The following is a 25,933-nucleotide window of genomic DNA, read 5'->3' on the forward strand; positions in this document are numbered from 1 at the left end:
GTGTCCTTCCGCCACCGCGAGGACCTCGTCGGCGTCTTCGCCCGCCACCCGGTGGCGGCCAACCTGCTGATGCTGATGATGATCCTCGCCGGGGCCTGGGCGCTGACCCGCCTCAACGTGCAGTTCTTCCCCACCTTCGAGCTCGACCTGGTCCTGGTGCGGGTGACCTGGCCGGGCGCGGGCGCCGAGGACGTGGAGGAGGCGGTGACCACACCGCTCGAGCGCGAGCTCAAGTCCGTGGACGGGCTCAAGGAGATCACCTCCACCTCGGCCACCGGGGTGGCGGCGATCACCCTCGAGTTCGAGGAAGGCACGGACATGGCCGAGGCCACCGAGCGGGTGAAGGAGCGGGTGGCCCGCGTCGACACCCTGCCGGAGAGCGCCGAGACCCCGGAGGTGATCCGCATCGCGCGCTACGACCGCATCGCCCGGCTGCTGGTCTCGGGGCCGCTCGCCCCCGCCGAGCTTCGCCGCCTGGTCCACCGCTACGAGCGGGAGCTGCTCGACCGGGGCGTCTCCCGGGTCACCCTCCACGGACTGCCCGACGAGGAGATCGCGATCCAGGTGCCCGCCGCCCGCCTCCAGGAGCTCGGGCTCGGCCTGGGCGAGCTCGCCGCCCGCATCCGCGCCCTCTCCAGCGATCTGCCCGCCGGCATCGCCGGGCGCGAGGACGTGGCGCGGCTGCTGCGCAGCCTCGACCAGCGCCGCAGCCCCGCCGCCTTCGCCGATCTGCCGGTGCTCGCCGATGCCCGCGGGCGGCTCCTGCGCCTCGGCGACATCGCCACCATCGAGCGCCGGCCGCAGGACGGCGAGGTGCTGCTGCGCCGGGGCGGCGAGCCCGCGGTGGAGCTGGAGCTGGAGCGGGCGCAGTCGGCCAACACCCTGACCTCGGCCCGTATCCTGCGCGAGTGGCTCGCCGCGGCGCGGCCCCCGCAGGGGATCCGGCTCTCGGTCTACGACGAGACCTGGCGCCTCGTCCGCGACCGCATCATGCTCCTGGTCAAGAACGGCGCCGGCGGCTTCCTGCTGGTGCTGGTGGTGCTCTACCTCTTCCTCAACGGGCGGGTGGCGTTCTGGGTCGCGGTGGGGGTCCCGGTGGCGTTCATGGCGACCCTGGCGGTGCTCCACCTCGCCGGCGGGTCCATCAACATGGTGAGCCTGTTCGGGCTCATCATGACGCTGGGCATCATCGTCGACGACGCCATCGTCGTCGGCGAGGACGCCATGGCCCACTACCAGGCGGGCGAGGACCCGCTGGAGGCGGCGGAGGGCGGCGCCCGGCGCATGCTCGCCCCGGTCCTCTCCGCCTCGCTGACCACGATGGCCGCCTTCCTGCCCCTGATGCTGGTGGGCGGCGTCATCGGCAAGATCCTCTCGGCGATCCCGCTGGTGGTGGTATGCGCCCTCGCGGCCTCGCTCCTGGAGAGCTTCCTCGTCCTGCCCGGACACCTGCGCCACAGCTTCGCGCGCATGCACCACGCGCCCCCGGGGCGGCTGAGGACGACCTTCGACGCCGCCTTTACGGCGGTGCGCGAGCGCCTCTTCCGCCCCCTCGTGCGCGCCGCCGTGCGCCACCGCGCGACCACCCTGGCGGCGGCGGTCGCCTCGCTGCTCCTCGCCCTCGGCCTCGTGGCCGGCGGCCGCATCGGCTTCACCTTCTTCCCGCAGATCGAGGGCACCGTGGTCTACGCCAACGTCGGCTTCGTCCCGGGCACCCCGCGCGAGCGGGTCGCGGCCTTCCTCGCCGAGCTGGAGCGCGCCCTGCGCGAGGCCGAGGCCGCCCTCGGCGGCGGGCTCGTGGAGCACGTGGTGCGCCGCGAGGGCCTCGGCGTCTTCGCCGGCGGCGCCGTCACCAGCGAGGGCGAGCACCAGGGCTCGCTCCTGGTGGAGCTGACCGAGCCCGACCGGCGCCGCGTGCGCAACCGCGACCTCGTCCGCGCCTGGCGCGAGCGGGTGCGCCGGCCGCCGGGCCTCGAGACCTTCAACATCACCGAGCGCCTCGTGGGCCCGCCCGGCCGCGACATCGACGTCCGCCTCGTGGGCGCCGATCCGGTGCGCCTGAAGGCGGCGGCGCTGGCGCTGGCCGAGCGGCTGCGCGCCCTTCCCGGGGTGGGCGCGGTGGAGGACGACATGCCCTGGGGCATGCAGCAGCTCGTCTACCGGCTCACCCCCGAGGGCCGCGCCCTCGGCCTCACCGTGGAGGAGCTGGGCCGGCAGCTGCGCGCCGCCTACGAGGGGGTGGAGGTGCAGGTCTTCCAGGACGCCGGCGACGAGGTGGAGGTGCGGGTGATTCTGCCGGACGCGGAGCGCCACCGCCTGGCGAGCCTCGCGCGGCTCGGCATCCGCACCCCGGCGGGCGGGTTCGTGCCCCTGGAGGCGGTGGCGCGGCTCGAGGCGCGGCGCGGCTTCGACGTCCTGCGCCACGACGGCGGCGACCTCGCGGTGCACGTCACCGCCGAGGTGGACGCCGCGACGGCCAACCCCGGGCGCCTGCGCGCGGCCCTCGCGCGCGAGGTCCTGCCCGAGATCGCGCGCCGCCACGGCGTGCGCTGGAACTTCGAGGGCCGCGCCCAGGAGCAGGCCGAGACCCTCGGCGACATGCGCCGCGGGCTGGTCTTCGCCCTCGCCATGATCTATCTCGTGCTGGCCTGGGTCTTCGCCTCCTACCTGCGCCCGCTGGTGGTGATGGCCATCATCCCGTTCGGCCTCGTGGGGGCCGTCGCCGGCCACTGGCTCGCCGGGCGCGACCTCACGATCCTGTCGCTGTTCGGCATCTTCGGCCTCTCCGGCATCGTCGTGAACGACGCCATCATCCTCGTCTCCTTCTACCGCCGCCTGCGGGCCGAGGGGATGAGGATCCGCGAGGCGGTGGTGGAGGCGGCCTGCCAGCGCCTGCGGGCGGTGCTGCTCACCTCGCTCACCACCATCGCGGGCCTGACGCCGCTGCTCTTCGAGACCTCGGTCCAGGCCCAGTTCCTGATCCCCATGGCGCTCGCCATCAGCTCGGGCCTCGCCTTCACCACCGTGCTGGTGCTGGTGGTGATCCCGGCGCTGCTCTCCTGGACCGAGGAGCTCGCGGCGAGGCTGCGGCCCGCACCGCGGCCGGCACCGTCCGGGACGTGACCGCGGTCACGGCGGAAGGGGCGCCGGCAGGGGCTATACTGCCCTCGGGAGCGTGGGAGGCAGGCGGCATGAGCACGCCGATCACCGAGGCCGGGATCGGCATCCGGCGCGGCCTCGAGGGGCTGCGCCGGGACGCGGCGGCGCTCGCCCGCGCGCCACAGGCGGCGCCGCTCGCCCGCGACCGCTTGGAGGCGCTGGTGGATCTCGCCCGCCAGCGCACCCTGGTGGAGGCCTCGGTGGCGGCCCTGCGGCGGGTGGACGAGGCGCTGGCGACCCTGCTCGCGCCCGCAGGCCGCTGATCCGCCGAGGCCCGGGAGCCGCCCATGGTCGTGGTGGCCGACACCAACGCCCTCAACGCCTACCTGGGACCGGCGCCCGGGCTGCACCCGGAGCCGGCGGCGGCCGCGCTCGCCCCCCTGGAGGCGGTGCGGCCCGTCCACGAGGGGCCCTTCGGCGGCGGCCTCGGCGGCCAGACCCCCGAGCAGCACGCGGCCCTCGCCCGCGGCGTGCCCCGCACCCCGCCGCCCCCCGCGGCCGCCCCCGCGCAGCGGGCCGCGGCGGCGGCGTGGGCCACACCCGCCCTCGCCCTCACCCGCCCGGAGAGCACCGCCGCGGTGCTCGCGCGGCGGGCCTTCGAGCCCGTCGCGGGGCCGACCCGGGCGCCGGCACGGCGGGCCCCGGCCGATGCCGCCTCGCTGCGGCGGGAGCTTCGCGGCCTCGGGCCCGAGGCCGCCGAGCCTCCGGCCCCGCGGCTCGTCGCCGTCCTCGACTGAGCCCGGCTCAGTCGCGCACCGCACCCGCCGGCGCCAGCGCCCACTGCCCGTAGGCGAGGCGCCGCCAGAGCCCCTCGGGGTCGGCGGCGAAGACGTCCTCCGCCCGCGCCGGCACCACCCGCCAGTCGCCGCGGGCGATCTCGGCCTCGAGCTGCCCCGGGGCCCAGCCGGCATAGCCGGCGTAGGCCCGCCACGGCGTCTCCGGCCGCGCCAGGGCCGCGCCCAGGGCCTCGCGGCTGAGGCTCATCCACACCCCGGGAATCACCTCGCGGGCCTTCGGCAGCGCCTCGGCGCTGCGGGCCAGCACGGAGACGACCCCGCGCGCCACCGGCCCGCCGATGTAGAGGGGATCCTCGCGTCCGGCCAGCGCCGCGATGTCGGGCAGGGCCTCGGCCACGGAGACGCGGCTCGGGCGGTTGAGCACCAGCCCCATGGTGCCGCCGCCGTGGGAGACCAGCAGCACCACGGTGTGGACGAAGTTGGGATCGCGCAGGTGCGGCGCGGCCACGAGCAGGTTGCCGGGGCCCGGCTCGGCGGCGCGGGCGAGGCCGGCGATGAGCAGCGCGACGAGGGCGAGGAGCCTGCCCATCTCACCACCACGGCCGCGGCGAGCCCTCGTGGGGCACGCTGTGGCAGCGCTCGCAGACGAAGGGGCTGAAGGCCACCTTGCCGTGGCAGCGCCCGCACTGCTCGCCGCGCAGGATCTCGTCCATGCGCAGGTCGTTGGCCCCCTTGCGGGCGACGAAGATGGCGTCGTGGCAGTTGGCGCAGGCGAGCCAGCGGCTGTGGATGTCGTGGGGGAAGGCCACCCACGGCATCTGCCGCGTGTCCTTCATGAGGATCACGTCGTCGCGGACCTCCACGGCCTCCCCGTCCGTGAGCGCCGCCCGCGGCCGGATCACGCCCTGCCGCAGCGCCGCCGCCCAGTCGGGCGCGCCGGTGCGGTCCTTGGGCAGGGGTGCGAAGGCCTCCTCCGGCCGCTGCAGCAGACCGAGATCGGGGTTGGTCGGATCGTGGATGCCGTCGTCCGCCGGGGCCTCGTCCCCGCCGGCTTCGCTGCGGTGAAAGACCAGGGGCCGGCCTCGCACCAGCCGCACCTGGAAGGTCACGCTGTCCTTGAGCACGCTCTTGGTCGCGCCGTCGGCCATGTCCACCGCCCAGGCGTAGCCGTCGTTCTCGGGGTCCTCGCCGGCCGACCAGAAGATCGCGTTGGGCAGCGTGCCCGGGAAGACCTCGGTGTTGACCGCCGGCTCCACGCAGGCCCGCTCCACGATGGACTCGAGCTCCTGGATGTTGGGCAGGCGCCAGTCCGCGTGACCCGCGAGACGCGCCTCGGCCGCCGCCTCCTGCGCCTCCCGCCACGAGAACCAGACCGCGTAGGGCTTGCCCGGCTGACAGGTGCGCCCGTCCCAGGGCTGGCCCACGGGGCAGCGCGCCCAGGTCAGGCGGGTGACGCGGTCGGTGACGGTGCCGTCCTCGTTGACGATGAAGCGCTCGGCGGGCGAGGTGCGCCGCGCCCCGGGGTCGCAGCGCTGCACGGCGGGCGCCGCCGCCGCGCCGAGCAGCAGCACCGTCGCCGCCAGCCATGTCCGCACCCCGCCGCGCATCCCGGTCCCGTGTACCATCCCGACCGCGGCGATTCTACAACCTCGGCGGCGCACCCGCGCGCTACACTGCATGACAGGTCCGTCGGGAGCCGCCGGCACGTCCATGGGCGCGCACCGATCCATCCACCGGGCGGGGGTGCTCCTCCCCACGCTCCTCCTGCTGCTGAGCTGTGCCGGAGCGGCGCCGCGGGGGGCCGCGCACCTGCTCACCATCGCGGGCGCCATCGGGCCGGCCACCGCCGACTACGTGGTGCGCGGCATCGAGGGGGCGGCCGCCGCCGGCGCCGAGGTGGTGATCCTGCGCATGGACACCCCGGGCGGGCTCGACGGCGCCATGCGCGACATCATCCGGGCCATCCTCGCCTCGCCCGTGCCCGTGGTGACGTGGGTCGCGCCCTCCGGGGCGCGCGCGGCGAGCGCCGGCACCTACATCCTCTACGCCAGCCACGTCGCCGCCATGGCCCCCGCCACCAACCTCGGCGCGGCCACGCCGGTGCAGATCGGGGGACTGCCGGCGCCCACCGGGCCGGAGCGCGGCCCGGAGCGGCCGGGCCCGGCGCCGGAGGGCACACCGTCCGGGGAGACAGGCGGCGAGGCGCCGGCCGACCCCATGAAGCACAAGATCGTCAACGACGCCGTGGCCTACATCCGCGCCCTCGCCGAGCTGCGCGGGCGCAACGCCGAGTGGGCGGAGAAGGCGGTGCGCGAGGCGGCGAGCCTCTCGGCGCAGGCCGCCCTCGAGGCCGGGGTGATCGACCTCATGGCGGGGGTTCTCCCGGCGCTGCTGGAGGCCATCGACGGGCGCACGGTGCGCACGGCGGCGGGCGAGCGCAGGCTCGCCACCCGCGGCCTCGCCGTGGTGGAGGTGGAGCCGGACTGGCGGGCCCGCCTGCTTGCCGTGATCACCGACCCCAACGTCGCCTACATCCTGATGCTGCTGGGGATCTACGGCCTCTTCTTCGAGCTCGCCAACCCCGGCTTCGTGGTCCCGGGGGTGGTGGGGGCGATCTCGCTGCTGCTCGCCCTCTTCGCCTTCCAGGTGCTGCCCGTCAACTACGCCGGCCTCGCCCTCGTCCTGCTCGGGATCGCCTTCATGGTCGCCGAGGCCTTCATGCCCAGCTTCGGCGCCCTCGGCATCGGCGGCGTGATCGCCTTCGTCGCCGGCTCCGTGCTGCTCATGGACCGCGACGTCGAGGGCTTCGGCATCGCCTGGCAGCTCATCGCCGGCGTCGGCGCCACCACCGCGGTGCTGTTCATGGTCGTCGTGGGCATGGCGGTGCGCGCCCGGCGCCGCCCGGTGGTGAGCGGCGCCGAGGAGCTGCTCGGCGCCACCGCCGAGGCGGTGGAGGACTTCGAGGGCACGGGCCGGGTGCGCCTGCACGGCGAGCTTTGGCAGGCCGAGAGCCCGGTGCCGGTGCGCCGCGGCCAGCGCCTTCGCGTCACCGCCGTCGAGGGCCTCAGGGTGCGCGTCGCACCCCTCGGGGAAGGGGACGAAACCGCGGAGGAAGCGACATGACCTTCAGCTTCGGCATCCTGGCGCTGCTGCTCCTGCTGCTGGCCTCCTCCATGAAGATCCTGCGCGAGTACGAGCGCGGGGTGGTCTTCCTGCTCGGACGCTTCTACAAGGTCAAGGGGCCGGGGATGATCATCATCATCCCGGGGATCCAGCAGATGGTGCGCGTGGACCTGCGCATCGTCGCCCTCGACGTGCCGACCCAGGACGTGATCTCGCGCGACAACGTCTCGGTCAAGGTCAACGCCGTCATCTACTACCGCGTCATCGACCCGCAGAAGGCCATCATCCAGGTGGAGAACTTCCACGTCGCCACGAGCCAGCTCGCCCAGACCACCCTGCGCTCGGTCCTCGGCCAGCACGAGCTGGACGAGATGCTGGCCGCCCGCGACCGCCTCAACCACGACATCCAGGCGATCCTCGACGCCCAGACCGACGCCTGGGGGATCAAGGTCTCCAACGTCGAGATCAAGCACGTGGACCTCGACGAAAGCATGATCCGCGCCATCGCCAAGCAGGCCGAGGCCGAGCGCATGCGGCGGGCCAAGATCATCAACGCCGAGGGCGAGCAGCAGGCGGCGCAGAAGCTGCTCGAGGCGGCGCAGATCCTGGGCGGCCGCCCCGAGGCCATGGTCCTGCGCTACCTGCAGACGCTCATCGACATCGCGGGCGAGAAGAGCTCCACCATCGTCTTCCCCTTGCCCGTGGAGGTGCTCAAGCCCATCATGGCGGCCTGGGAGAAGCGGCCGCCTGCAGGCGGCGGAGGAGAGGAGAAGCCATGATCCGGGTCGCGGACCTGATGACCACCGATCTCTACACCCTGCGCACCACCGACTCGCTGCGCACGGCGCGCATGGCCATGACCGAGCGGCGCATCCGCCACGTCCCCGTGGTGGACGAGCGCAACTGCTTCGTGGGCCTGGTGAGCCAGCGCGACGTCCTCGCCGCCTCGGTCTCGCGCCTGGCCGACATCGCGCCCGAGGAGCGCGACGCCATCGAGTCCGCGATCCCCGTCTCCGAGGTCATGACCACGTCGGTGGCGGCGGTGGACGAGGACACGCCGCTGCTCGACGCCGCCCGCTACCTGCTCGAGCACAAGTACGGCTGCCTGCCGGTGCTGCGGGGCGACCGCGTCGTGGGCATCATCACCGAGACCGACTTCCTGCGCTTCGTCATCCACCTGCTGGAGCTCGAGGAGGCGGAGGCGCTGGGCGAGGAGGTCTGAGCGCCGGCGCCGCCCTCACTCGCCGCCCGGCGGGCGCGGCGCCGGCATCGGGAAGGGGGTCACCTTGGCCGCGCCCTCGGCGAGCGGGGTGATCTTGGCCACCCCCTCCTTCTCCACCTCGTCGATGCGGATGACGGCGTGCAGGGGCACGTAGGTGCGGGCGACCCCGGCGAACTCGGCCTTGAGCCGCTCCTCGGCGGGGTCCACCACCACCGAGCTGCGCTCGCCGAAGATCAGCCCCTCGATCTGCACGAAGCCGTAGAGGTCGGGCTGGCCGACCCCGCGCGCATAGATCTCGTAGACCTTGCCCTGGTTGACGAACTGGATGCGGTAGATCCGTTTCCTGCGGCTCATGGGGTCTCCTCCGCGCGCGCCTCGCGCCAGCGCCGGTAGTCGGCGAGGATCCGCCCGTGGTCGAAGGCGAGCGGCGCAGGCAGGGCATCGGGCGGGAACACCCCGACGCCGCCGGCGTCGTCGCCGGCGCGCGGCTCGCCCGCGGCCTCGCCCACGTAGACCACGCTCACGGTGTGGCCGCGGGGATCGCGGGCGGGGTCCGAGTAGACCCCGAGCAGCGCCCGCAGCGTCACCGCAAGCCCCGTCTCCTCGGCGGCCTCGCGCACCGCCGCCGCCTCCACCGTCTCACCGATCTCCACGAATCCGCCCGGCAGGGCCCATCCCGGCGGCGGGTGCGCGCGGCGTACCAGCACCACCGGCCGCCCCGGACGGTCGGCGAGCTCGATCACCACATCGACGGTGAGCGCTGGCGTGCGCGGTCGTGCCATGCCTTCCCGGCCCCGCTATGATACGCAGCCTCTCGACCGATGGCGCCTTCCGGCCACCGGCCCCCGAAACCCCGAGAGACTAGCATGCTCATCGTCATGGAACACCACGCCACCCAGGCGCAGATCGACGCCGTGGCGGCGCGCATCCGCGAGCTCGGCTACGAGCCGCTCCCCATCCCCGGCGCCAACCGGGTCGCCATCGGCGTGCTCGGCAACCGCGGCTACGTGGACGAGGAGCCCTTCCGCGATCTTGCGGGCATCCAGGAGCTCATCCACGTCACCAAGCCCTACAAGCTCGCGAGCCGCGACTTCCACCCCGAGGACACGGTGGTGCGCATCGGCACCGTCGAGGTGGCCTGGCACCGGCCGCCGGTGATCATCGCCGGCCCCTGCGCGGTGGAGAGCCGCGAGCAGACGCTGGCCGCCGCGCGTGCGGTGAAGGCCGCCGGCGGCCGGGTGCTGCGCGGCGGCGCCTTCAAGCCCCGCACCAGCCCTCACAGCTTCCAGGGGCTCGGCGAGGAGGGCCTGGAGATCCTCGCCGAGGCGCGCGCCGAGACCGGGCTTGCGGTGGTCACGGAGGTGATGCGCATCGACCAGATCGAGCGCGTGGCCGAGGTCGCCGACTGCCTCCAGGTGGGCGCGCGCAACATGCAGAACTTCGACCTCCTGCGCGCCCTCGGCGAGGCGGGCCGGCCGGTGCTGCTCAAACGGGGGCTGTCGGCGACCCTCGAGGAGTGGCTCGCCGCGGCGGAGTACATCGTCGCCTCCGGCAACGACCAGGTGATCCTCTGCGAGCGCGGCATCCGCACCTTCGAGCGCGCCCTGCGCAACACGCTGGACCTGGGGGTGGTGCCGTGGCTGCGGCAGGTGACGCACCTGCCGGTGATCGTGGACCCCAGCCACGCCCTCGGGCGGCGCGACCTGGTGCCGCCGCTGGCGCGTGCGGCCTGGGCGGTGGGCGCCTGCGGGATCATGGTGGAGGTCCACCCCGACCCCGCCCGCGCCCTCTCCGACGGGCCGCAGTCCATGGACCCCGAGGGCTTCGCCGCCCTCTGCGCCGAGCTGGACCGCCTCGGCGCGCTGCTGGATGCGGCGGCGCCGTGAGCGGGCGCGGTGCGGCGGCCCAGGCGCGGCTGCGGCGCCGCACCGCCGAGGTGCTCGAGCTCAGCCGCCCCGACGACCGCCTCGGGCGCATGGTGGACCTGGGCCTTGCGGCGCTGATCTTCTTCAGCGTCGTGGACGTGATCCTGGAGTCCATCCCGCGCCTGGAGCGCGCCTACTGGGACCTCTTCGTCGCCGTCGAGGCCGTGGTGGTGGCGATCTTCACCCTCGAATACGCCCTGCGGCTGTGGTCTGCGCCGGAGCTCGAGCGCCACGCCGGCTGCCCGCCCTGGCGGGCGCGCCTGCGCCACGCCCTCACGCCGCTGCTCCTCATCGACCTCGTGGCCATCCTGCCCTTCTACCTCGGCTACCTGCTCGGGCTGGACCTGCGCTTCCTGCGCGTGGTGCGGCTGCTGCGGCTGCTCAAGCTGACGCGCTACTCGGCCGCAGGCCGCGTCCTCCTGGACGTGATCTACGCGGAGCGGCGGGTCTTCTTCGCCGCCTTCTCGCTCCTCTTCACCGCCCTGATCCTCGCCTCCGGGGGCATCTACTACCTGGAGCGCGAGGCCCAGCCGGAGGCCTTCGGCAGCATCCCGGCGGCGATGTACTGGGCCATCGTGACCCTGACCACGGTCGGCTACGGCGACGTCACCCCCGTGACGCCCGGAGGCAAGTTCTTCGCCGCCGTCGTCGGCGCGATCGGGGTCGCCCTCGTCGCCCTGCCCTCGGCCATCCTCGCCTCCGGCTTCGTCGAGAGCCTCCACCGCCGACGGGCCCGCTACCGCAGCCTCGTGGATGCGGCGGCGGCCGACGGCGTCATCACCGAGGAGGAGCGCCGGCGCCTGGAGGCCGCCCGCGCCGAGCTGGAGCTGCCCGAGACGGAGGATCTGGAGGCGCTGGCGAAGCTGGAGGGCCTCGCCGAGCCCCGCCCCCTGCGCTGCCCCCATTGCGGGGCCGCGCTGCACGAATCCGCGCCCCCGGACGGTCCCATGCAGTGACCGTGACCACCGGAGCGAACCCCATGCCCATCCGCGTCCTGCTGGCCCTCGCCGCCCTCGCCCTCGCCCTGCCCGCCGGGGCCGAGCCGCGGGTGATCGTGCTCACCCAGACCGGCTGCCAGTTCCTGGAGCCGGAGGGCACGGACCACGGCTTCGTCACCCGCAGCGCCGACGACTGCCGCGCCATCAACGCCCGCACCGGCGCCGAGCGGGTGGCCAAGGCGAAGCCGCTGGTGCTCAAGCCCGGGCGCTACGTCTTCCGCGTCGTCAACCGCGACGTCCCCTACGAGCTCGGCTTCTGGCTTCGCGGCAGGGGCATCGGCCGCCTCACCCTGCCCAGCGTCTCCGGCGGCGGCATCGCGCCGGGCACGAGCCGCGACTACGAGGTGGATCTGCGCCCCGGGGAGTACCTCTACTCCTGCCCCCTCAACCCGACGCCGGACTATCCGCTGATCGTCCGGGAGTGACCGGCAGCGGCAGCAGCACCGTCCGGCTCTCCTCGCGCACGATGCGGAAGCCGCGCGCGAGATAGTTGGCGAGGGCCGCGGGGTGGTCGAGGCTGCAGGTGTGGAGCCACACCCGGCGCACCTGCCCGCGCCAGGCGATCTGCACCGCGCGCGCGAGCAGCGGCCCGCCCCAGCCGCGGCCGATGAACCGCGGCAGCAGCCCGAAGTGCACCATCTGCACCTCCCCCGCGCACCGCTCCAGCTCGAAGTACCCCACGGGGCTGCCGCCGCGGCAGGCGACCCAGAGCTCGACGCCGGGATCGGCCAGCCGCGCGGCCCAGGCCGCATCGCTCCAGCCCCGCCGCTCGTACCACAGCCAGGGGCCGCCGACGGTCTCGTAGAGGAAGCGGGCGAACTCGGGCACCGGCTCGCGCATCCGCCGCACCGCCGGTGCGCGCCCGCGTGCCGGGCGCAGCCAGCCCGGCTCGCGCATCTCGAGCCAGGTGATCCGGACCCGGCGCCGCGCCTTCAAGCCGGCTCCCCCGCCGCGCGCGGCCGGGCCGCACCGACACGAGGCAACGAACGGACACATCCCATGAAGCGCTTTGCAGCCCTCGCCGCGGCCCTGCTCGCGGCGACCCTCGCCTGGAGCGGCGCGGCGCGCGCCGGCACCCTCGACGAGATCCTCGAGCGCGGCACCCTGCGCGTGGGCATGGAGCCGGCCTACATGCCCTTCGAGCTCACCAACCAGAAGGGCGAGATCATCGGCTTCGACGTCGACATCGCCAAGCGCATGGCCAAGGCCATGGGCGTCGAGCTCGAGATCGTCAGCACCGCCTGGGACGGGATCATCCCCGCGCTGCTGACCAAGAAGTTCGACATCATCATGAGCGGGATGACGCTGACGCAGGAGCGCAACCTGCGCATCAACTTCGCCCAGCCCTACATCATCGTCGGCCAGACCCTGCTCATCCGCAAGGAGCTCGCCGACGGCGATCCGGACTTCCTCAACTGGCTCAACAACTTCCTCTACCAGATCAAGCACGACGGCACCTACGACCGGATCTACCGCAAGTGGTTCAAGGACGACCGCTGGCTGAAGGAGATCCAGGGCTGAGCCGGGCGCGGCGGCGCCCCCCGGCGGGCGCCGCCGACTCCCGGGACGAAGGCGATCCCCGCCGAGGACCCCCACCGTGAAGGCCAGACCCCGCAGCCTCGGCTGGCACCTGCTCACCGCGCTGATCCTCATCGGGCTCGCGGCGGGCCTCTGGTACGCCACCGCCCGCATCGACTACCAGTGGCGCTGGCACCGCGTGCCGCAGTACTTCCTCTACCAGGCGGAGGAGAACCTGCGCGCCCCCGTGGACGGGGAGGTGACCGCGGTGCGCCCGGGCGGACAGGGCGACGTCGTGGTCCTCCACGGGGCCGACGGCGAGACCCGCGAGGTCGTGGTGGGACGCGGCCTGGCCGCGGTCTCGCCCGGCGACGAGGTCTTCGAGGGCGACATCGTCGGCACCCGTCGCGGCTGGCACCTGGGGCCGCTCACCTGGGGGCTGTGGACCACGATCTGGATCTCCTTCCTCTCGGGCGTCGTCGGCCTCGTGGTGGGGCTCGCCGCGGGCCTCGCCCGCGTCTCGCGCAACCCCACCCTGCGCTCGCTCTCCGTCCTCTACGTCGAGCTCATCCGCGGCACGCCGCTGCTGGTGCAGATCTTCATCTTCTACTTCTTCATCGGCACGGTGCTGCACCTCGACCGGGTGGTCGCGGGCGTCGGGGCGCTGGCGCTGTTCGCGGGCGCCTACATCGCCGAGATCGTGCGCGCCGGGATCCAGTCGGTGCCGCGCGGGCAGACCGAGGCGGCGCGCTCGCTGGGCATGACCGCCGGGCAGACCATGCGCCACATCGTGCTGCCGCAGGCCTTCAAGCGCATCCTGCCGCCGCTTGCGGGGCAGTTCATCAGCCTCATCAAGGACTCCTCGCTGGTGTCGGTGATCGCCATCACCGACCTCACCAAGAGCGGGCGCGAGGTCATCACCTCCACCTTCGCCACCTTCGAGATCTGGTTCACCGTGGCGGCCCTCTACCTGGTGCTCACCTCGGTGCTGTCGCAGGCGATCCTGTGGATGGAGCGGAGGCTCGCGCAGAGTGATTGAGGTCCGCGACCTGACCAAGGTCTTCCACGCCCGCGGGCACGTGGTGCGGGCCCTCGACGGCGTCACCACCCGCGTCGAGCGCGGCGAGGTGGTGGTGGTGATCGGCCCCTCGGGCTCGGGCAAGTCCACCTTCCTGCGCTGCCTCAACGGGCTCGAGACCTTCGACTCGGGCCACGTGGTCATCGACGGCGTGGATCTGGCCGACCGGCGCACCGACATCAACCGCGTGCGCCGTGAGGTGGGCATGGTCTTCCAGCAGTTCAACCTCTTCCCGCACAAGACCGTGCTCGAGAACGTGACCCTGGCCCAGCGCGTGGTGCGCCGGCGCAGCCGCGAGGAGGCCGAGGCCAAGGCCATGGCGCTGCTCGAGAAGGTCGGCATCGCCATCAAGGCCCACGAGTATCCCTCGCGCCTGTCCGGCGGGCAGCAGCAGCGGGTCGCCATCGCCCGCGCCCTCGCCATGGACCCGCGCGTGATGCTCTTCGACGAGCCCACCAGCGCCCTCGACCCGGAGATGGTGGGCGAGGTGCTCGACGTCATGAAGCAGCTCGCCCGCGAGGGCATGACCATGGTCGTGGTCACCCACGAGATGGGCTTCGCCCGCGAGGTCGCCGACCGCGTCCTGTTCATGGACGAGGGCCGCATCCTCGAGGACGCACCGCCCCGGCAGTTCTTCGCCGAGCCCCGGGATGCCCGCGCCCGGGCGTTCCTCGGCCAGGTCCTCTGAGCCGCCCGCTGCTAGACTCCCCTGCGGACAACCCCGGGGAGACGACCGCGATGCGCATCGGCATCTACGGCACCGGCGGGCTCGGCGGCCTCATCGGCGCCCGCCTCGCCCTCGCCGGCGAGGACGTGGTCTTCATCGCTCGCGGCGAGCATCTGCGCGCCCTGCGCGCGCAGGGGCTGCGCCTGGAAGGCGCAAGCGGCGAGCACGTGATCCGTCCCGTGGCGGCCACCGACGATCCGGCCGAGGCCGGCGTCTGCGACGTGGTCCTCGTCACCACCAAGACCTGGCAGGTGCCGGAGGCGGCCCGCGCCATGGGCCCCATGCTCGGACCCCGGACCGTGGTGGTGCCGCTGGTGAACGGGGTCGAGGCCCCGGACCAGCTCGCCGAGGTGCTCGGGCGCGAGCGCGTCGCCGGCGGACTCGCCCGCGTCATCGCCCTGCGCGCCGGCCCCGGGGTCATCCGCCACGTGGGCATGGAGCCCGCCTGCGCCGTCGGCGAGCTCGACCACCGCCGCACCGAGCGCATGGAGCGGCTGCGCGCGGCGCTCGAGCGCGCTGGGATCCGCACCGAGATCCCGGACGACATCCACGCCGCGCTGTGGGCCAAGTTCCTCTTCGTCGTGGGCTGGGGCGCGGTGGGGGCGGTCACGCGCGCGCCGGTGGGCGTGCTGCGGGCGCTGCCCGAGACGCGCGCGCTCCTCGCGCAGGCCATGGCCGAGATCGAGGCCGTGGCGCGCGCCCGCCGCATCGCCCTGCCCGAGGACATCACCCCCCGCACCCTCGCCGCCCTCGACACCCTGCCCCCCGAGGGCACCGCCTCGCTGCAGCGCGACATCGCGGAGGGCCGCCCCTCGGAGCTGGAGGCCTGGAGCGGGGCGGTGGTGCGCCTCGGCGCCGAGGTTGGGGTCCCCACCCCGGTGCACGGCTTCATCCACACCGCCCTCCTCCCCGCCGAACGAAGGGCCCGCGGCGAGATCGCCTTTCCGGGCTGAGCCCGCCCGGATGGGCGGCCCGGCGCGGGCGGCGGACCCCACGGCCACCGCGGCCGCGGCGTCCGCTTGACCGGCGTCAGGGACGTGCGCCGCCGCCCCCGCTAGACTCTCCTGCGTCCGATTCGACAACGACAGGGAGGAGACCCATGAGCGTACTCGTCGGAAAGCAGGCACCGGACTTCAAGGCCCAGGCGGTGATGGGCGACGGCAGCTTCCAGGAGGTGAGCCTGTCGCAGTACCGCGACAAGTACGTGGTGCTGTTCTTCTATCCGCTGGACTTCACCTTCGTCTGCCCCACCGAGATCATCGCCTTCGACCACCGGCTCGAGGAGTTCGAGAAGCGCAACGTCCAGGTCCTGGGCGTCTCCGTCGACTCCCACTACAGCCACTTCGCCTGGCGCGAGACGCCGGTGGAGAAGGGCGGCATCGGCCGCATCCGCTACCCGCTCATCGCCGACATCAAGAAGGAGATCGCGCGCGCCTACGACGTCCTCTTCGACGACAGCGTCGCCCTGCGCGCCTCCTTCCTCATCGACCGCGCCGGCGTCGTCCAGCACCAGGTGGTCAACAACCTGGGCCTCGGGCGCAACATCGACGAGATGCTGCGCATGGTGGACGCGCTGCAGTTCTTCGAGGAGCACGGCGAGGTCTGCCCCGCCAACTGGAAGCCGGGCAGCGAGGCCATGAAGGCCGACCCGCAGGGCGTGGCCGAGTACCTGGCCAAGCACGCCAACGAACTCTGAGCGCCCCGGCGCGCCGGGCCGGAAGGGGCCGCATCCGCGGCCCCTTTCCTTTTCCGCCGCCGCGGATCCCCTTGAACGGCGCCGGCCCGCCCCCATGTCGGGGGCACCGGAACGCAGCGAGGAGGCGGGCGATGCGCGAGGAGACCCTGAAGGAGGCGGACCTGCGGCGGCTCGCACAGCGCCTGCGCGAGCGCGAGGCGGCGCTGCGCGCGCGGATCGCCGAGGAGCTCGCGGCGAGCGAGAACGCGCGCTACATCGACCTCGCGGGCCAGGTGCACGACATGGAGGAGGCGGCGGTGGCCGACCTGCTGGTGGACGTGCAGCTCGCCACCATCGACCGCGACGTGCAGGAGCTGCGCCGCGTCGAGGCCGCCCTGCGCCGGATCCGCGAGGGCGTCTACGGCCTCTGCATCGACTGCGGCGAGCCCATCGACCGGGGCCGCCTCGAGGCCGATCCGGCGGTGGGCCGCTGCCTCGTCTGCCAGGAACGGCACGAGCGCGGCATCCACCCCGAACCCACCGCCTGATCCGGCAGCCCCACGACGCGGCCCGCCGCCCGTCGCCGCACCTGCGCTTCGCGCCCGCGCGCCGGCCGGCCCGCCGCCTCCCCGCCAGGAACGGCACGAGCGCGGCATCCACCCCGAACCCACCGCCTGATCCGGCAGCCCCACGACGCGGCCCGCCGCCCGTCGCCGCACCTGCGCTTCGCGCCCGCGCGCCGGCCGGCCCGCCGCCTCCCCGCCAGGAACGGCACGAGCGCGGCATCCACCCCGAACCCACCGCCTGATCCGGCAGCCCCACGACGCGGCCTGCAGGGAATCCGAACGGACGGTTCGAAAGGTCTCGCCACGCCCGCCCGGGCCGCCGGCTACAATACCGCGGTCCCCCCAGGACCCGGAGGCGCCGCGCCATGACCACGCTCTTCGATCCGCTGCACCTGGGCGCCCTGGAGCTGCCCAACCGCGTGCTGATGGCGCCGATGACGCGCAACCGCGCGCCGGATACCGTGCCCACGCCGCTCATGGCGGTCTACTACGCGCAGCGGGCGGAGGCCGGGCTCATCATCACCGAGGCCACCCAGGTCTCGCCCCAGGGGGTGGGCTATCCGGCCACCCCGGGCATCCACACCGAGGCGCAGGTGTCGGGCTGGCGCCGCGTGACGCAGGCGGTCCACGACGCCGGCGGCCGCATCTTCTGCCAGCTCTGGCACGTGGGGCGCATCTCGCACCCCGACCTGCAGCCCGACGGGGCGCTGCCGGTGGCCCCCTCGGCGGTGCGCCCGCAGGGCGAGGCCTTCACCCCCCAGGGTCCGAAGCCCTTCGTCACCCCCCGCGCGCTCGAGGCCGACGAGATCCCGGGCGTCATCGAGCAGTTCGCCCGCGCCGCCGAAAACGCCCGCCGCGCCGGCTTCGACGGGGTCGAGATCCACGCCGCCAACGGCTACCTCATCGACCAGTTCCTGCGCGACGGCAGCAACCGGCGCACCGACGCCTGGGGCGGACCGCCCGAGCGACGCGCGCGCCTGCTGGTGGAGGTCACCGCCGCGGTGGTGGAGGTGTGGGGCGGCGGCCGGGTCGGGGTGCGCCTCTCCCCGCTCAACCCCTTCAACGACATGCGCGACTCGAATCCCGAGGCGACCTTCCTCTGCCCGGTACGGGCGCTGCAGCGCTTCGGTCTCGCCTACCTCCACGTCACGGAGGCGGGTGCGGAGACGCCCGGCGCCGCGGGCCCGGCCTTCGACCTCGCCGTGCTGCGCCGCGCCTGGCGGGGGGTCTACGTCGCCAACGGAGGCTACGACCCGGCCCGCGCCGCGGAGGCCGTGGGCGAGGGACGCGCCGACGCGGTCGCCTTCGGCCGCCTCTTCCTCGCCAACCCCGACCTCGTGACCCGGCTGCGCCTCGGCGCGCCCCTCAACGAGCCCGACCCCGCCACCTTCTACGGCGGCGGCGAGCGCGGCTACACGGACTACCCGACCCTCGAGGCCGCGGGCGGCGGGGCGCCCGCGGATCCGGCCGGGTGAGGCCGCCGCCCCCGCGGTCCCCGGCCCTCAGCGCTCCAGCAGCAGGCGGTTGAGGCGGCGCACGAAGGCGCCGGGGTCCTCGAGCTGGCCGCCCTCGGCGAGCCAGGCCTGCTCGTAGAGCAGCAGCGCCAGCTCGCGGAAGCGCCCCTCGTCCTCCTCCTCCCGCAGCCGCTCCACCAGCGGGTGGGCGGCGTTGACCTCGAGGATGGGCCGAAGCTCGGGGGCCGGCCGGCCGAGCTGCTTGAGCAGGCGGCCGAAGCTGACGCTGATCTCGCCCTCGTCGGTGACCAGGCAGGCCGGCGACTCCACCAGGCGGCGGCTGGCGCGCACCGCCCGCACCCGTCCCTCCAGCGCCTCGCGCAGCCGCTTCGCGAGCGCCTCCTCCAGCGCCCCGGTCGAGGCCGTCTCCTCCCTCGCCGCCTCCTCCCCGCCCAGGGCGGCGGGGTCGATCTCGCCCTGGGCCACGTTGCGCAGCCGCTTGCCCTTGTACTCCGGCAGGTGGGCGACGAACCACTCGTCGACGCGGTCGGCGAGCAGCAGCACCTCGACGCCGCGACGGCGGAAGATCTCGAGATGCGGGCTGCTGCGCGCCGCGGCGAGGCTCTCCGCGGTGAGGTAGTAGATGGCGTCCTGGCCAGGACGCATGCGCTCGATGTAGGCGTCGAGGCTCACCGTCTGCGCCTCCCCCTCGGTGGCGCTGGAGGCGAAGCGGGCGAGCGCCGCGATGCGCTCGCGGTTGGCCGCGTCCTCGATCACGCCCTCCTTGAGCACCGCCCCGAACTCCCGCCAGAACTGCGCGTACTTCTCCGGCTCCTTCTCCGCCATCCGCTCGAGCAGGTCGAGCACGCGCTTGATCGCGGCGTTGCGGATCACCCCCAGGCGGCGGTCCTCCTGCAGCATCTCGCGCGAGACGTTGAGCGGCAGGTCGTCGCTGTCCACCACCCCGCGCACGAAGCGCAGGTAGGCCGGCAGGAGCCGCTCGGCCTCGTCGGTGATGTAGACGCGGCGCACGTAGAGCTTGAGCCCGCGGCGCTGCTGGCGGTCCCAGAGATCGAAGGGGGCGCGCCGCGGGACGTAGAGCAGCAGGGTGTACTGGTGACGCCCCTCGACGCGGCTGTGGACCCAGGCCAGGGGCTCGTCGAAGTCGTGGGCGACGTGGCGATAGAAGGCCTTGTACTCGTCCTCGGAGATCTCCTTGCGCGGACGGCGCCACAGGGCCGAGGCGCGGTTGACGGTCTCGTAGCCGTCGCCGCCCGCGGCCTGCATGCGGATGGGGAAGGCGATGTGGTCGGAGTACTTGCGCACGATGGCGCGCAGCCGCTCGGGGTCGAGGAACTCGCCCTCCCCCTTGCGCAGGTGGAGGATCACCTGCGTGCCCCGCTCGGGGCGCTCGATGTTCTCCACCGTGAAGCTGCCCTCGCCGTCCGACTCCCAGCGCACGCCGTGCTCGGGGCCGAGGCCGGCGCGCCGGGTCAGCACCGTGACCTTGTCCGCGACGATGAAGGCCGAGTAGAAGCCCACCCCGAACTGGCCGATGAGGCTGGCGTCGCGGGCCTGGTCGCCGCTCAGGCGCTCGAGGAAGCGGCGGGTGCCGGAGCGGGCGATGGTGCCCAGGTTCTCCAGCACCTCCTCGCGGCTCATGCCGATGCCGTTGTCGGTGACGGTGAGGGTCCGGGCCTTGCGGTCGACGTCGATGCGGATGGCGAGCTCCGTGTCGCCCTCGTAGAGGGCCTCGTCGCCCAGCGCCTCGAAGCGCAGCCGGTCGCAGGCGTCCGAGGCGTTGGAGACGAGCTCGCGCAGGAAGATCTCCTTGTTGCTGTAGAGGGAGTGGATCACCAGGTCGAGGACCTGGCGCACCTCGGCCTGGAAGTCCACGGTCTGGCGCTGCGCGGCAACGGTCATGCGGCACCTCCTTCGCAGGTCTCGGGCTGGGCCGCCGCGACGACGGCGGACTGGAAACGTGCTTGAATTAGGGACCCGGCCCTGCGGTTTCAAGAGGGCGGCCGGCGGCCCTGTGCAGAGCCGAGACGCGGCTTGATGGCCGCGTCGCCCGGCCGATACAATGCGGCCCCCCAAAGGGGCCGGGGTCCCAATGCGCATCCACACCGTCGCCACCAGGCCGTTTCCCGACCAACGGCCCGGAACGTCCGGGCTGCGCAAGCGGGTCGCGGTCTTCCGCCAGCCCCACTACCTGGAGAACTTCGTCCAGTCCGTCTTCGACGTGGTGCCGGAGCTCGCAGGGGGCACGCTGGTCCTCGGCGGCGACGGCCGCTACGGCAACGACGAGGCGATCGCCACCATCCTGCGCATGGCCGCGGCCAACGGCGTCGCCCGCGTCATCGTGGGGCGCGGCGGCATCCTCTCGACCCCGGCCGCCTCCTGCCTCATCCGGGGCCGCGGCGCCGCGGGCGGATTCATCCTCTCCGCAAGCCACAACCCGGGCGGCCCCGAGGGCGACTTCGGCATCAAGTTCAACCCCGCCAACGGCGGCCCCGCGCCGCCCGCCGTGACCGAGGCGGTCTACGCCCGCAGCCGCGAGATCACGGCCTACCGCATCGCCGAGGCCGAGCTGCCGCCACTCGACCGCGACGGTGTCCACCGCCTCGGGGAGACGACCGTGGAGGTGGTCGATCCGGTGGCCGACTACGCCGCGCTCATGGAGCGGCTGTTCGACTTCGACCGCATCCGCGACCTGCTGCGCGGCGGCTTCCGCATCTGCTACGACGCCATGCATGCGGTCACCGGGCCCTACGCCCGGCGCATCCTCGTGGACCTCCTGGGGGCGCCGCCCGGGAGCGTGATCCGGGCCGAGCCCCTGCCCGACTTCGGCGGCCTCCACCCCGACCCCAACCTGACCCACGCCCGCGAGCTGGTGGCGGTCATGTGGGGCGCGGAGGCGCCGGACCTCGGCGCCGCCTCCGACGGCGACGGCGATCGCAACATGATCCTCGGCCCGCGCTGCTTCGTCACGCCCAGCGACAGCCTCGCCGTGCTCGCCGCCAACGCCACCCTCGTGCCCGGCTACCGCGACGGGCTCGCCGGCGTCGCCCGCTCCATGCCCACGAGCCGCGCCGTCGACCGCGTCGCCGAGACCCTGGGGATCGACTGCTACGAGACGCCGACGGGGTGGAAGTTCTTCGGCTCGCTGCTCGACGCCGGCCGCATCACCCTCTGCGGCGAGGAGAGCTTCGGCACCGGCTCGGACCACGTGCGGGAGAAGGACGGGCTGTGGGCGGTGCTGTTCTGGCTCGACCTGCTCGCTGCGCGGCGCGAGCCGCTGCCCGCGATCCTGCGCGCCCACTGGGCGCGCTTCGGCCGCCACTACTACCAGCGCCACGACTACGAGGGCCTCGACGCGGCCGCCGCCGAGGAGCTGATGGCGGCCCTGCGCGCGCGCCTGCCGGCCCTGGCCGGGCGGCACCTGGGCGGCGCCGCGGTGACGCTGGCCGACGACTTCGCCTACACCGACCCGGTGGACGGCAGCCGCGCCGAGGGCCAGGGCGTGCGCATCGTCCTCGACGACGGCGCGCGCATGGTCTTCCGCCTCTCCGGCACCGGCACCGCCGGGGCCACCCTGCGGGTCTACCTGGAGCGCTTCGAGCCCGACCCGGCCCGCCACGGGCTCGAGCCCGGCGAGGTGCTGGCGCCGCTGGCGGCGCTGGCGCGGGAGGTGGCGGAGATCCCACGACGGACCGGCCGCGAGAAGCCGGACGTCGTCACGTGAATGCCCGAGGGCATCACGACACCACAGCAGAGGCACCACAGGGAGCTAGGCACCATGCGTTACGTCAGGCGCTTCGCGGAGCTGGGCATGCAGGACGTCCCCCTGGTGGGCGGCAAGAACGCCTCCCTGGGCGAGATGTACCGGGCGCTGTCCCACCGCGGCGTGAAGGTCCCGAACGGATTCGCCACCACCACCGAGGCCTACCACCACTTCCTCGACCACAACGGGCTGCGCCGCCGCATCACCGAGGCGCTGGCCGCCCTGGACGTCGAGGACGTGCGGGCCCTGGCCGAGACCGGCGCGCGCATCCGCGGCTGGATCCTCGAGGCCGAGATGCCGGCCGACCTCGCCGAGGAGATCGCCGCCGCCTATGGCGAGCTGGCCGTAGAGTACGGACCCGATCCCGACGTCGCCGTGCGCAGCTCCGCCACCGCGGAGGACCTGCCCAACGCCTCCTTCGCCGGCCAGCAGGACACCTATCTCAACATCCGCGGCGCCGAGGCGGTGATCGCCACCTGCCAGCGGGTCTACGCCTCGCTGTTCACCGACCGCGCCATCAGCTACCGCGTCCACCAGGGCTTCGACCACATGCAGGTGGGGCTGTCGGTGGGCGTGCAGAAGATGGTGCGCTCGGATCTCGCCGCCTCCGGCGTCATGTTCACGCTGGATACCGAGACCGGCTTCCGCGACGTGGTCTTCATCACCGCCGCCTACGGCCTCGGCGAGAACGTGGTCCAGGGCCAGGTCAACCCGGACGAGTTCTACGTCTTCAAGCCGACGCTGGCGAGCGGGCACCGCCCCATCATCCGCCGCCACCTGGGCGAGAAGGCGCAGCGGCTGGTCTACGCCGAGGGCGGCGAGGAGCCGGTGCGCAACGAGCCGGTGCCGCAGGCGGAGCGCGACCGCTTCTGCATCAGCGACGAGGAGGTGCTGCAGCTCGCGCGCTACGCCGTCGCCATCGAGGCGCACTACAGCGAGCAGGCCGGCCGCCCCATGCCCATGGACATCGAGTGGGCCAAGGACGGGGTGAGCGGCGAGCTCTTCATCGTGCAGGCGCGCCCCGAGACGGTGCGCTCGCGCGACGACGGCACCTTCCAGGAGACCTACAAGCTGAAGGCGCGCGGCGAGGTGCTCGCCACCGGCAAGAGCGTCGGGCAGAAGATCGCGGTCGGGCGCGTGCGCGTGATCCCGGATGCCTCGCGCATGCACGAGCTCGAGCCGGGCGAGATCCTCGTCACCGACATCACCGACCCCGACTGGGAGCCGGTGATGAAGGTGGCGGCGGCGATCGTCACCAACCGCGGCGGGCGCACCTGCCACGCCGCCATCATCGCGCGCGAGCTGGGCATCCCCGCGGTGGTGGGGACCGGCAACGCCACCGAGGTCCTCGAGAGCGGCACCGAGGTCACCGTCTCCTGCGCCGAGGGCAACACCGGCTACATCTACCGCGGCGCCCTGCCCTTCGAGGTGGAGCGCGTGGACCTGTCGCAGATGGAGCGGCCGCGCACCAAGGTCCTCGTCAACCTCGGCAACCCCGAGGTGGCCTTCGAGGTCAGCCGCCTGCCGGCGGACGGCGTGGGGCTCGCCCGCCTCGAGTTCATCATCAACAACACCATCAAGGTCCACCCGCGGGCGCTGCTCGAGTACGAGCGGGTCGACGCCGAGACCCGCGCCGTCATCGACGGGCTCGTGCGCGGCTATGCCGACCGGCGCGACTACTTCGTGCGCAGGCTGGCCGAGGGGGTCGGCACCATCGCCGCGGCCTTCTACCCGCGGCCCGTGATCGTGCGCATGAGCGACTTCAAGTCCAACGAGTACGCGGCCATGATCGGCGGGCGCCAGTTCGAGCCCGAGGAGGAGAACCCCATGCTCGGCTACCGCGGCGCCTCGCGCTACCACTCGCCGCAGTTCGCCGAGTGCTTCGCCATGGAGTGCGAGGCGATGCGGCTGGTGCGCGACGAGATGGGGCTCACCAACGTCTGGCTCATGCTCCCGTTCGTGCGCACGGTGGAGGAGGGCGTCAAGGTGCTCGAGCTCATGGCCGCCAACGGCCTCGAGCGCGGACGCAACGACCTCAGGATCATCGTCATGTGCGAGCTGCCCGCCAACGCCCTGCTCGCCGACGAGTTCCTCGAGCACTTCGACGGCTTCTCCATCGGCTCCAACGACCTCACCCAGCTCACCCTCGGCGTCGACCGCGACTCCGGCATCCTCACCGGCTACGACGAGCGCAACCCGGCGGTGCTCAAGCTGATGGAGATGGCCATCGAGGCCTGCAACCGCCACGGCAAGTACATCGGCATCTGCGGCCAGGCGCCGTCGGACTTTCCGGAGATCACGCGCTGGCTGGTGGAGCGCGGCATCCAATCGCTCTCCCTCAACCCCGACAGCGTCCTGGAGATGAGCCGGGTCGTCCTGGAGGAGGAGCGCCGCCTGAAGGAGCGAAGCTGACCCCATGTCCGCGCGCAGGAGCATCCCGCATCGCAGGGCCATCCTCGTCATCCTCGACGGCTTCGGGGTCAATCCCTCCCGCGTCAACAACGGCATCGCCGAGGCGCGCACCCCGCGCCTCGACGCCTACTTCGCGCGCAACCCGCACACGCTGCTGGAGGCCTCCGGGCGGGCGGTGGGGCTGCCGGACGGGCAGATGGGCAACTCCGAGGTGGGACACCTGACCCTCGGCTGCGGCACCGTCGTGCGCCAGTACCTCGTGCGCATCGACGACGCCATCGACGACGGCAGCTTCTTCGCCAACCCCGTCCTCGCCGCCGCCATGGAGGCGGGCCGCGCCCGCGGCCGCGTCCACCTGCTGGGGATGGTCTCCGACGGCGGCGTGCACAGCCACATCCGCCACCTGCTGGCGCTGATCGAGCTCGCCCACCGCCACCGCGTCGCCCCCGTGGTGCACATGATCACGGACGGGCGGGACACCCCGCCGCGCTCGGCGGCGGGCTACCTGCCCGCGCTGGAGGCGGCGCTCGCCCATGCCGGCGGCGTCATCGCCACGGTCAGCGGACGCTACTACGCCATGGACCGCGACCGGCGCTGGGAGCGCACCCGCCGCGCCTTCGACGCCCTCGTCCACGGCGAGGGACGGCGCGCGCCCGATGCGCGCACCGCCATCGAGCAGGCCTACGCCGCCGACGAGGGCGACGAGTTCATCGCCCCCACCGTGATCGAGGGCACGCCGCGGATCGAGGCCGACGACGCGGTGATCTTCTTCAACTTCCGCAACGACCGCACCCGCCAGCTCACCGCGGCCCTTGCGCGCGAGGACTTCGATGCCTTCGACCGCGGCGGCTTCGAGCCCGTCACCGTCACCTGCATGACGGTCTACGACCCGGCCTTCCACCTGCCGGTGGCGTTCGAGCCCGAGAAGCCGCAGACGACCCTCGGCGAGGTCATCAGCAACGCCGGGCTGCGCCAGTTCCGCTGCGCCGAGACCGAGAAGTACGCCCACGTCACCTTCTTCTTCAACGGCGGGCGCGAGGAGCCCTACCCCGGCGAGGACCGCGTCATGGTCCCCTCGCCCAAGGTGGCCACCTACGACCTCAAGCCCGAGATGAGCGCGCCGGAGGTCGCCGACGAGGTGGTCAAGGCCCTGCGCAGCGGCGACTACGCCTTCATCCTCGTCAACTTCGCCAACGGCGACATGGTGGGCCACACCGCGGTGCGCGAGGCCATCATCAAGGCGGTGGAGACCCTCGACCGCGAGGTGGGGCGGGTCCTGGACGCCGCCCGCGAGGCGGGCTACGCCGCCGTGCTCACCGCCGACCACGGCAACTGCGAGGAGATGGTGGACCCGGTCACCGGCACCGCCCAGACCCAGCACACGGTCTATCCGGTGCCCTGCCTGGTGGTGGACGAGCGGCCCTGGCGGCTCACCACCGGCGCCGGCCTCTCCGCGGTCGCCCCCACCGTGCTCCAGCTCATGGGCCTGCGCCAGCCGGAGGCCATGAAGGGCCGCTCGCTGCTGCTCGGCCCCGCCGCGCCCGAGGCCTGAGCG

25 protein-coding genes are annotated in these 25,933 nt (G+C 73.5%); 19 read left to right on the plus strand and 6 right to left on the minus strand.

What is annotated here, in order from left to right:
* The 3 genes from EDC57_RS09625 (at position 1) to EDC57_RS09635 (ending at position 3,896) form a co-directional block, all read left to right on the plus strand.
* Positions 1-3,123, plus strand: a complete 3,123-nt coding sequence (locus EDC57_RS09625; RefSeq protein WP_123401634.1) for an efflux RND transporter permease subunit — start codon at positions 1-3, stop codon at positions 3,121-3,123.
* A 68-nt stretch (positions 3,124-3,191) separates the two neighbouring features.
* Positions 3,192-3,422 carry a hypothetical protein gene (locus tag EDC57_RS09630; protein ID WP_123401635.1) on the plus strand — a complete coding sequence of 77 codons (231 nt, stop codon included), beginning with the start codon at positions 3,192-3,194 and terminating at the stop codon, positions 3,420-3,422.
* Positions 3,423-3,446: 24 nt separating this feature from the next.
* On the plus strand, positions 3,447-3,896 hold the full coding sequence (locus EDC57_RS09635) for a hypothetical protein (RefSeq protein WP_123401636.1): 450 nt from the start codon (positions 3,447-3,449) through the stop codon (positions 3,894-3,896).
* Positions 3,897-3,903: 7 nt separating this feature from the next.
* Here EDC57_RS09635 and EDC57_RS09640 read toward each other — a convergent pair whose 3' ends face one another.
* Positions 3,904-4,485, minus strand: a complete 582-nt coding sequence (locus EDC57_RS09640) for a YqgE/AlgH family protein (protein ID WP_123401637.1) — start codon at positions 4,483-4,485, stop codon at positions 3,904-3,906.
* Between the two features lies 1 nt (position 4,486).
* Complete coding sequence (locus EDC57_RS12660; protein ID WP_170165101.1) at positions 4,487-5,491, minus strand: Lcl domain-containing protein; 1,005 nt, start codon at positions 5,489-5,491, stop codon at positions 4,487-4,489.
* Positions 5,492-5,606: 115 nt separating this feature from the next.
* Here EDC57_RS12660 and EDC57_RS09655 point away from each other — a divergent pair, with 115 nt between their 5' ends.
* From EDC57_RS09655 to EDC57_RS09665, 3 genes are read left to right on the plus strand one after another with little or no spacing between them, the layout of a single operon-like run.
* Entirely contained in the window at positions 5,607-7,019 is a 1,413-nt protein-coding gene (locus EDC57_RS09655) for an NfeD family protein (RefSeq protein WP_123401638.1), read from the plus strand.
* Entirely contained in the window at positions 7,016-7,798 is a 783-nt protein-coding gene (locus tag EDC57_RS09660; RefSeq protein ID WP_123401639.1) for a slipin family protein, read from the plus strand. The genes EDC57_RS09655 and EDC57_RS09660 overlap by 4 nt, the downstream gene beginning before the upstream one ends.
* Complete coding sequence (locus EDC57_RS09665) at positions 7,795-8,241, plus strand: CBS domain-containing protein (protein ID WP_123401640.1); 447 nt, start codon at positions 7,795-7,797, stop codon at positions 8,239-8,241. The genes EDC57_RS09660 and EDC57_RS09665 overlap by 4 nt, the downstream gene beginning before the upstream one ends.
* Positions 8,242-8,256: 15 nt before the next feature.
* On the opposite strand, the gene EDC57_RS09670 is transcribed toward EDC57_RS09665, so the two are convergent.
* Together EDC57_RS09670 and EDC57_RS09675 are read right to left on the minus strand one after the other, a co-directional pair.
* Positions 8,257-8,595 carry a DUF1820 family protein gene (locus tag EDC57_RS09670; protein WP_123401641.1) on the minus strand — a complete coding sequence of 113 codons (339 nt, stop codon included), beginning with the start codon at positions 8,593-8,595 and terminating at the stop codon, positions 8,257-8,259.
* A complete protein-coding gene (locus tag EDC57_RS09675) occupies positions 8,592-9,023 on the minus strand; it encodes an NUDIX domain-containing protein (protein WP_123401642.1) in 432 nt (143 codons plus the stop codon). The genes EDC57_RS09670 and EDC57_RS09675 overlap by 4 nt, the downstream gene beginning before the upstream one ends.
* An 84-nt stretch (positions 9,024-9,107) precedes the next feature.
* On the opposite strand from EDC57_RS09675, the gene aroF reads away from it, so the two are divergent.
* The 3 genes from aroF to EDC57_RS09690 are packed head-to-tail and all read left to right on the plus strand — an operon-like array spanning position 9,108 to position 11,589.
* Complete coding sequence (gene aroF, locus EDC57_RS09680) at positions 9,108-10,127, plus strand: 3-deoxy-7-phosphoheptulonate synthase (RefSeq protein WP_123401643.1); 1,020 nt, start codon at positions 9,108-9,110, stop codon at positions 10,125-10,127.
* On the plus strand, positions 10,124-11,122 hold the full coding sequence (locus tag EDC57_RS09685; protein ID WP_123401644.1) for a potassium channel family protein: 999 nt from the start codon (positions 10,124-10,126) through the stop codon (positions 11,120-11,122). The genes aroF and EDC57_RS09685 overlap by 4 nt, the downstream gene beginning before the upstream one ends.
* A 23-nt stretch (positions 11,123-11,145) precedes the next feature.
* Positions 11,146-11,589 carry a hypothetical protein gene (locus tag EDC57_RS09690; protein WP_123401645.1) on the plus strand — a complete coding sequence of 148 codons (444 nt, stop codon included), beginning with the start codon at positions 11,146-11,148 and terminating at the stop codon, positions 11,587-11,589.
* Here the strand turns inward: EDC57_RS09690 and EDC57_RS09695 are convergent.
* On the minus strand, positions 11,549-12,100 hold the full coding sequence (locus EDC57_RS09695) for a GNAT family N-acetyltransferase (RefSeq protein ID WP_211331951.1): 552 nt from the start codon (positions 12,098-12,100) through the stop codon (positions 11,549-11,551). The two genes, EDC57_RS09690 and EDC57_RS09695, sit on opposite strands and share 41 nt — an antisense overlap.
* A 63-nt stretch (positions 12,101-12,163) precedes the next feature.
* Here EDC57_RS09695 and EDC57_RS09700 point away from each other — a divergent pair, with 63 nt between their 5' ends.
* From EDC57_RS09700 to EDC57_RS09730, 7 genes are all read left to right on the plus strand, one after another.
* A complete protein-coding gene (locus tag EDC57_RS09700) occupies positions 12,164-12,685 on the plus strand; it encodes a transporter substrate-binding domain-containing protein (RefSeq protein ID WP_123401647.1) in 522 nt (173 codons plus the stop codon).
* Positions 12,686-12,761: 76 nt separating this feature from the next.
* Positions 12,762-13,721, plus strand: coding sequence for an amino acid ABC transporter permease (locus EDC57_RS09705; protein ID WP_123401648.1), 960 nt, complete (start codon positions 12,762-12,764; stop codon positions 13,719-13,721).
* Complete coding sequence (locus tag EDC57_RS09710; RefSeq protein WP_123401649.1) at positions 13,714-14,448, plus strand: amino acid ABC transporter ATP-binding protein; 735 nt, start codon at positions 13,714-13,716, stop codon at positions 14,446-14,448. The genes EDC57_RS09705 and EDC57_RS09710 overlap by 8 nt, the downstream gene beginning before the upstream one ends.
* A 50-nt stretch (positions 14,449-14,498) precedes the next feature.
* Positions 14,499-15,440, plus strand: coding sequence for a 2-dehydropantoate 2-reductase (locus tag EDC57_RS09715; protein WP_123401650.1), 942 nt, complete (start codon positions 14,499-14,501; stop codon positions 15,438-15,440).
* Between the two features lie 146 nt (positions 15,441-15,586).
* Positions 15,587-16,183 (plus strand): peroxiredoxin, encoded by a 597-nt coding sequence (locus tag EDC57_RS09720; protein WP_123401651.1) that lies wholly within the window; start codon positions 15,587-15,589, stop codon positions 16,181-16,183.
* 131 nt (positions 16,184-16,314) lie between these two features.
* On the plus strand, positions 16,315-16,710 hold the full coding sequence (locus EDC57_RS09725) for a TraR/DksA family transcriptional regulator (protein WP_123401652.1): 396 nt from the start codon (positions 16,315-16,317) through the stop codon (positions 16,708-16,710).
* 383 nt (positions 16,711-17,093) lie between these two features.
* On the plus strand, positions 17,094-18,203 hold the full coding sequence (locus tag EDC57_RS09730; protein ID WP_123401653.1) for an alkene reductase: 1,110 nt from the start codon (positions 17,094-17,096) through the stop codon (positions 18,201-18,203).
* Between the two features lie 27 nt (positions 18,204-18,230).
* Here the strand turns inward: EDC57_RS09730 and htpG are convergent, their stop codons facing one another.
* On the minus strand, positions 18,231-20,105 hold the full coding sequence (gene htpG, locus EDC57_RS09735; protein ID WP_123401654.1) for a molecular chaperone HtpG: 1,875 nt from the start codon (positions 20,103-20,105) through the stop codon (positions 18,231-18,233).
* Positions 20,106-20,295: 190 nt separating this feature from the next.
* On the opposite strand from htpG, the gene EDC57_RS09740 reads away from it, so the two are divergent.
* The 3 genes from EDC57_RS09740 to gpmI are packed head-to-tail and all read left to right on the plus strand — an operon-like array spanning position 20,296 to position 25,930.
* A complete protein-coding gene (locus tag EDC57_RS09740; protein ID WP_123401655.1) occupies positions 20,296-21,927 on the plus strand; it encodes an alpha-D-glucose phosphate-specific phosphoglucomutase in 1,632 nt (543 codons plus the stop codon).
* Positions 21,928-21,981: 54 nt separating this feature from the next.
* Positions 21,982-24,378, plus strand: a complete 2,397-nt coding sequence (gene ppsA, locus EDC57_RS09745; protein ID WP_123401656.1) for a phosphoenolpyruvate synthase — start codon at positions 21,982-21,984, stop codon at positions 24,376-24,378.
* A gap of 4 nt (positions 24,379-24,382) precedes the next feature.
* Positions 24,383-25,930, plus strand: coding sequence for a 2,3-bisphosphoglycerate-independent phosphoglycerate mutase (gpmI, locus tag EDC57_RS09750; RefSeq protein ID WP_123401657.1), 1,548 nt, complete (start codon positions 24,383-24,385; stop codon positions 25,928-25,930).
* Positions 25,931-25,933 lie beyond the last annotated feature (3 nt).

Origin of the sequence: Inmirania thermothiophila (assembly GCF_003751635.1) — a bacterium.
Lineage (GTDB): Bacteria > Pseudomonadota > Gammaproteobacteria > DSM-100275 > DSM-100275 > Inmirania > Inmirania thermothiophila.

Excerpts from the sequence above, each read along its gene's own strand:
- aroF (WP_123401643.1), top strand. The coding sequence starts at position 9,108 with ATGCTCATCGTCATGGAACACCACGCCACCCAGGCGCAGATCGACGCC.
- EDC57_RS09730 (WP_123401653.1), top strand. The coding sequence starts at position 17,094 with ATGACCACGCTCTTCGATCCGCTGCACCTGGGCGCCCTGGAGCTGCCC.
- EDC57_RS09640 (WP_123401637.1), bottom strand. The coding sequence starts at position 4,485 with ATGGGCAGGCTCCTCGCCCTCGTCGCGCTGCTCATCGCCGGCCTCGCC.
- EDC57_RS09675 (WP_123401642.1), bottom strand. The coding sequence starts at position 9,023 with ATGGCACGACCGCGCACGCCAGCGCTCACCGTCGATGTGGTGATCGAG.
- gpmI (WP_123401657.1), top strand. The coding sequence starts at position 24,383 with ATGTCCGCGCGCAGGAGCATCCCGCATCGCAGGGCCATCCTCGTCATC.
- EDC57_RS09725 (WP_123401652.1), top strand. The coding sequence starts at position 16,315 with ATGCGCGAGGAGACCCTGAAGGAGGCGGACCTGCGGCGGCTCGCACAG.
- htpG (WP_123401654.1), bottom strand. The coding sequence starts at position 20,105 with ATGACCGTTGCCGCGCAGCGCCAGACCGTGGACTTCCAGGCCGAGGTG.
- EDC57_RS09740 (WP_123401655.1), top strand. The coding sequence starts at position 20,296 with ATGCGCATCCACACCGTCGCCACCAGGCCGTTTCCCGACCAACGGCCC.
- EDC57_RS09700 (WP_123401647.1), top strand. The coding sequence starts at position 12,164 with ATGAAGCGCTTTGCAGCCCTCGCCGCGGCCCTGCTCGCGGCGACCCTC.
- EDC57_RS09670 (WP_123401641.1), bottom strand. The coding sequence starts at position 8,595 with ATGAGCCGCAGGAAACGGATCTACCGCATCCAGTTCGTCAACCAGGGC.
- EDC57_RS09720 (WP_123401651.1), top strand. The coding sequence starts at position 15,587 with ATGAGCGTACTCGTCGGAAAGCAGGCACCGGACTTCAAGGCCCAGGCG.
- EDC57_RS09715 (WP_123401650.1), top strand. The coding sequence starts at position 14,499 with ATGCGCATCGGCATCTACGGCACCGGCGGGCTCGGCGGCCTCATCGGC.
- EDC57_RS09635 (WP_123401636.1), top strand. The coding sequence starts at position 3,447 with ATGGTCGTGGTGGCCGACACCAACGCCCTCAACGCCTACCTGGGACCG.
- ppsA (WP_123401656.1), top strand. The coding sequence starts at position 21,982 with ATGCGTTACGTCAGGCGCTTCGCGGAGCTGGGCATGCAGGACGTCCCC.
- EDC57_RS09665 (WP_123401640.1), top strand. The coding sequence starts at position 7,795 with ATGATCCGGGTCGCGGACCTGATGACCACCGATCTCTACACCCTGCGC.
- EDC57_RS09655 (WP_123401638.1), top strand. The coding sequence starts at position 5,607 with ATGGGCGCGCACCGATCCATCCACCGGGCGGGGGTGCTCCTCCCCACG.
- EDC57_RS09660 (WP_123401639.1), top strand. The coding sequence starts at position 7,016 with ATGACCTTCAGCTTCGGCATCCTGGCGCTGCTGCTCCTGCTGCTGGCC.
- EDC57_RS09690 (WP_123401645.1), top strand. The coding sequence starts at position 11,146 with ATGCCCATCCGCGTCCTGCTGGCCCTCGCCGCCCTCGCCCTCGCCCTG.
- EDC57_RS09630 (WP_123401635.1), top strand. The coding sequence starts at position 3,192 with ATGAGCACGCCGATCACCGAGGCCGGGATCGGCATCCGGCGCGGCCTC.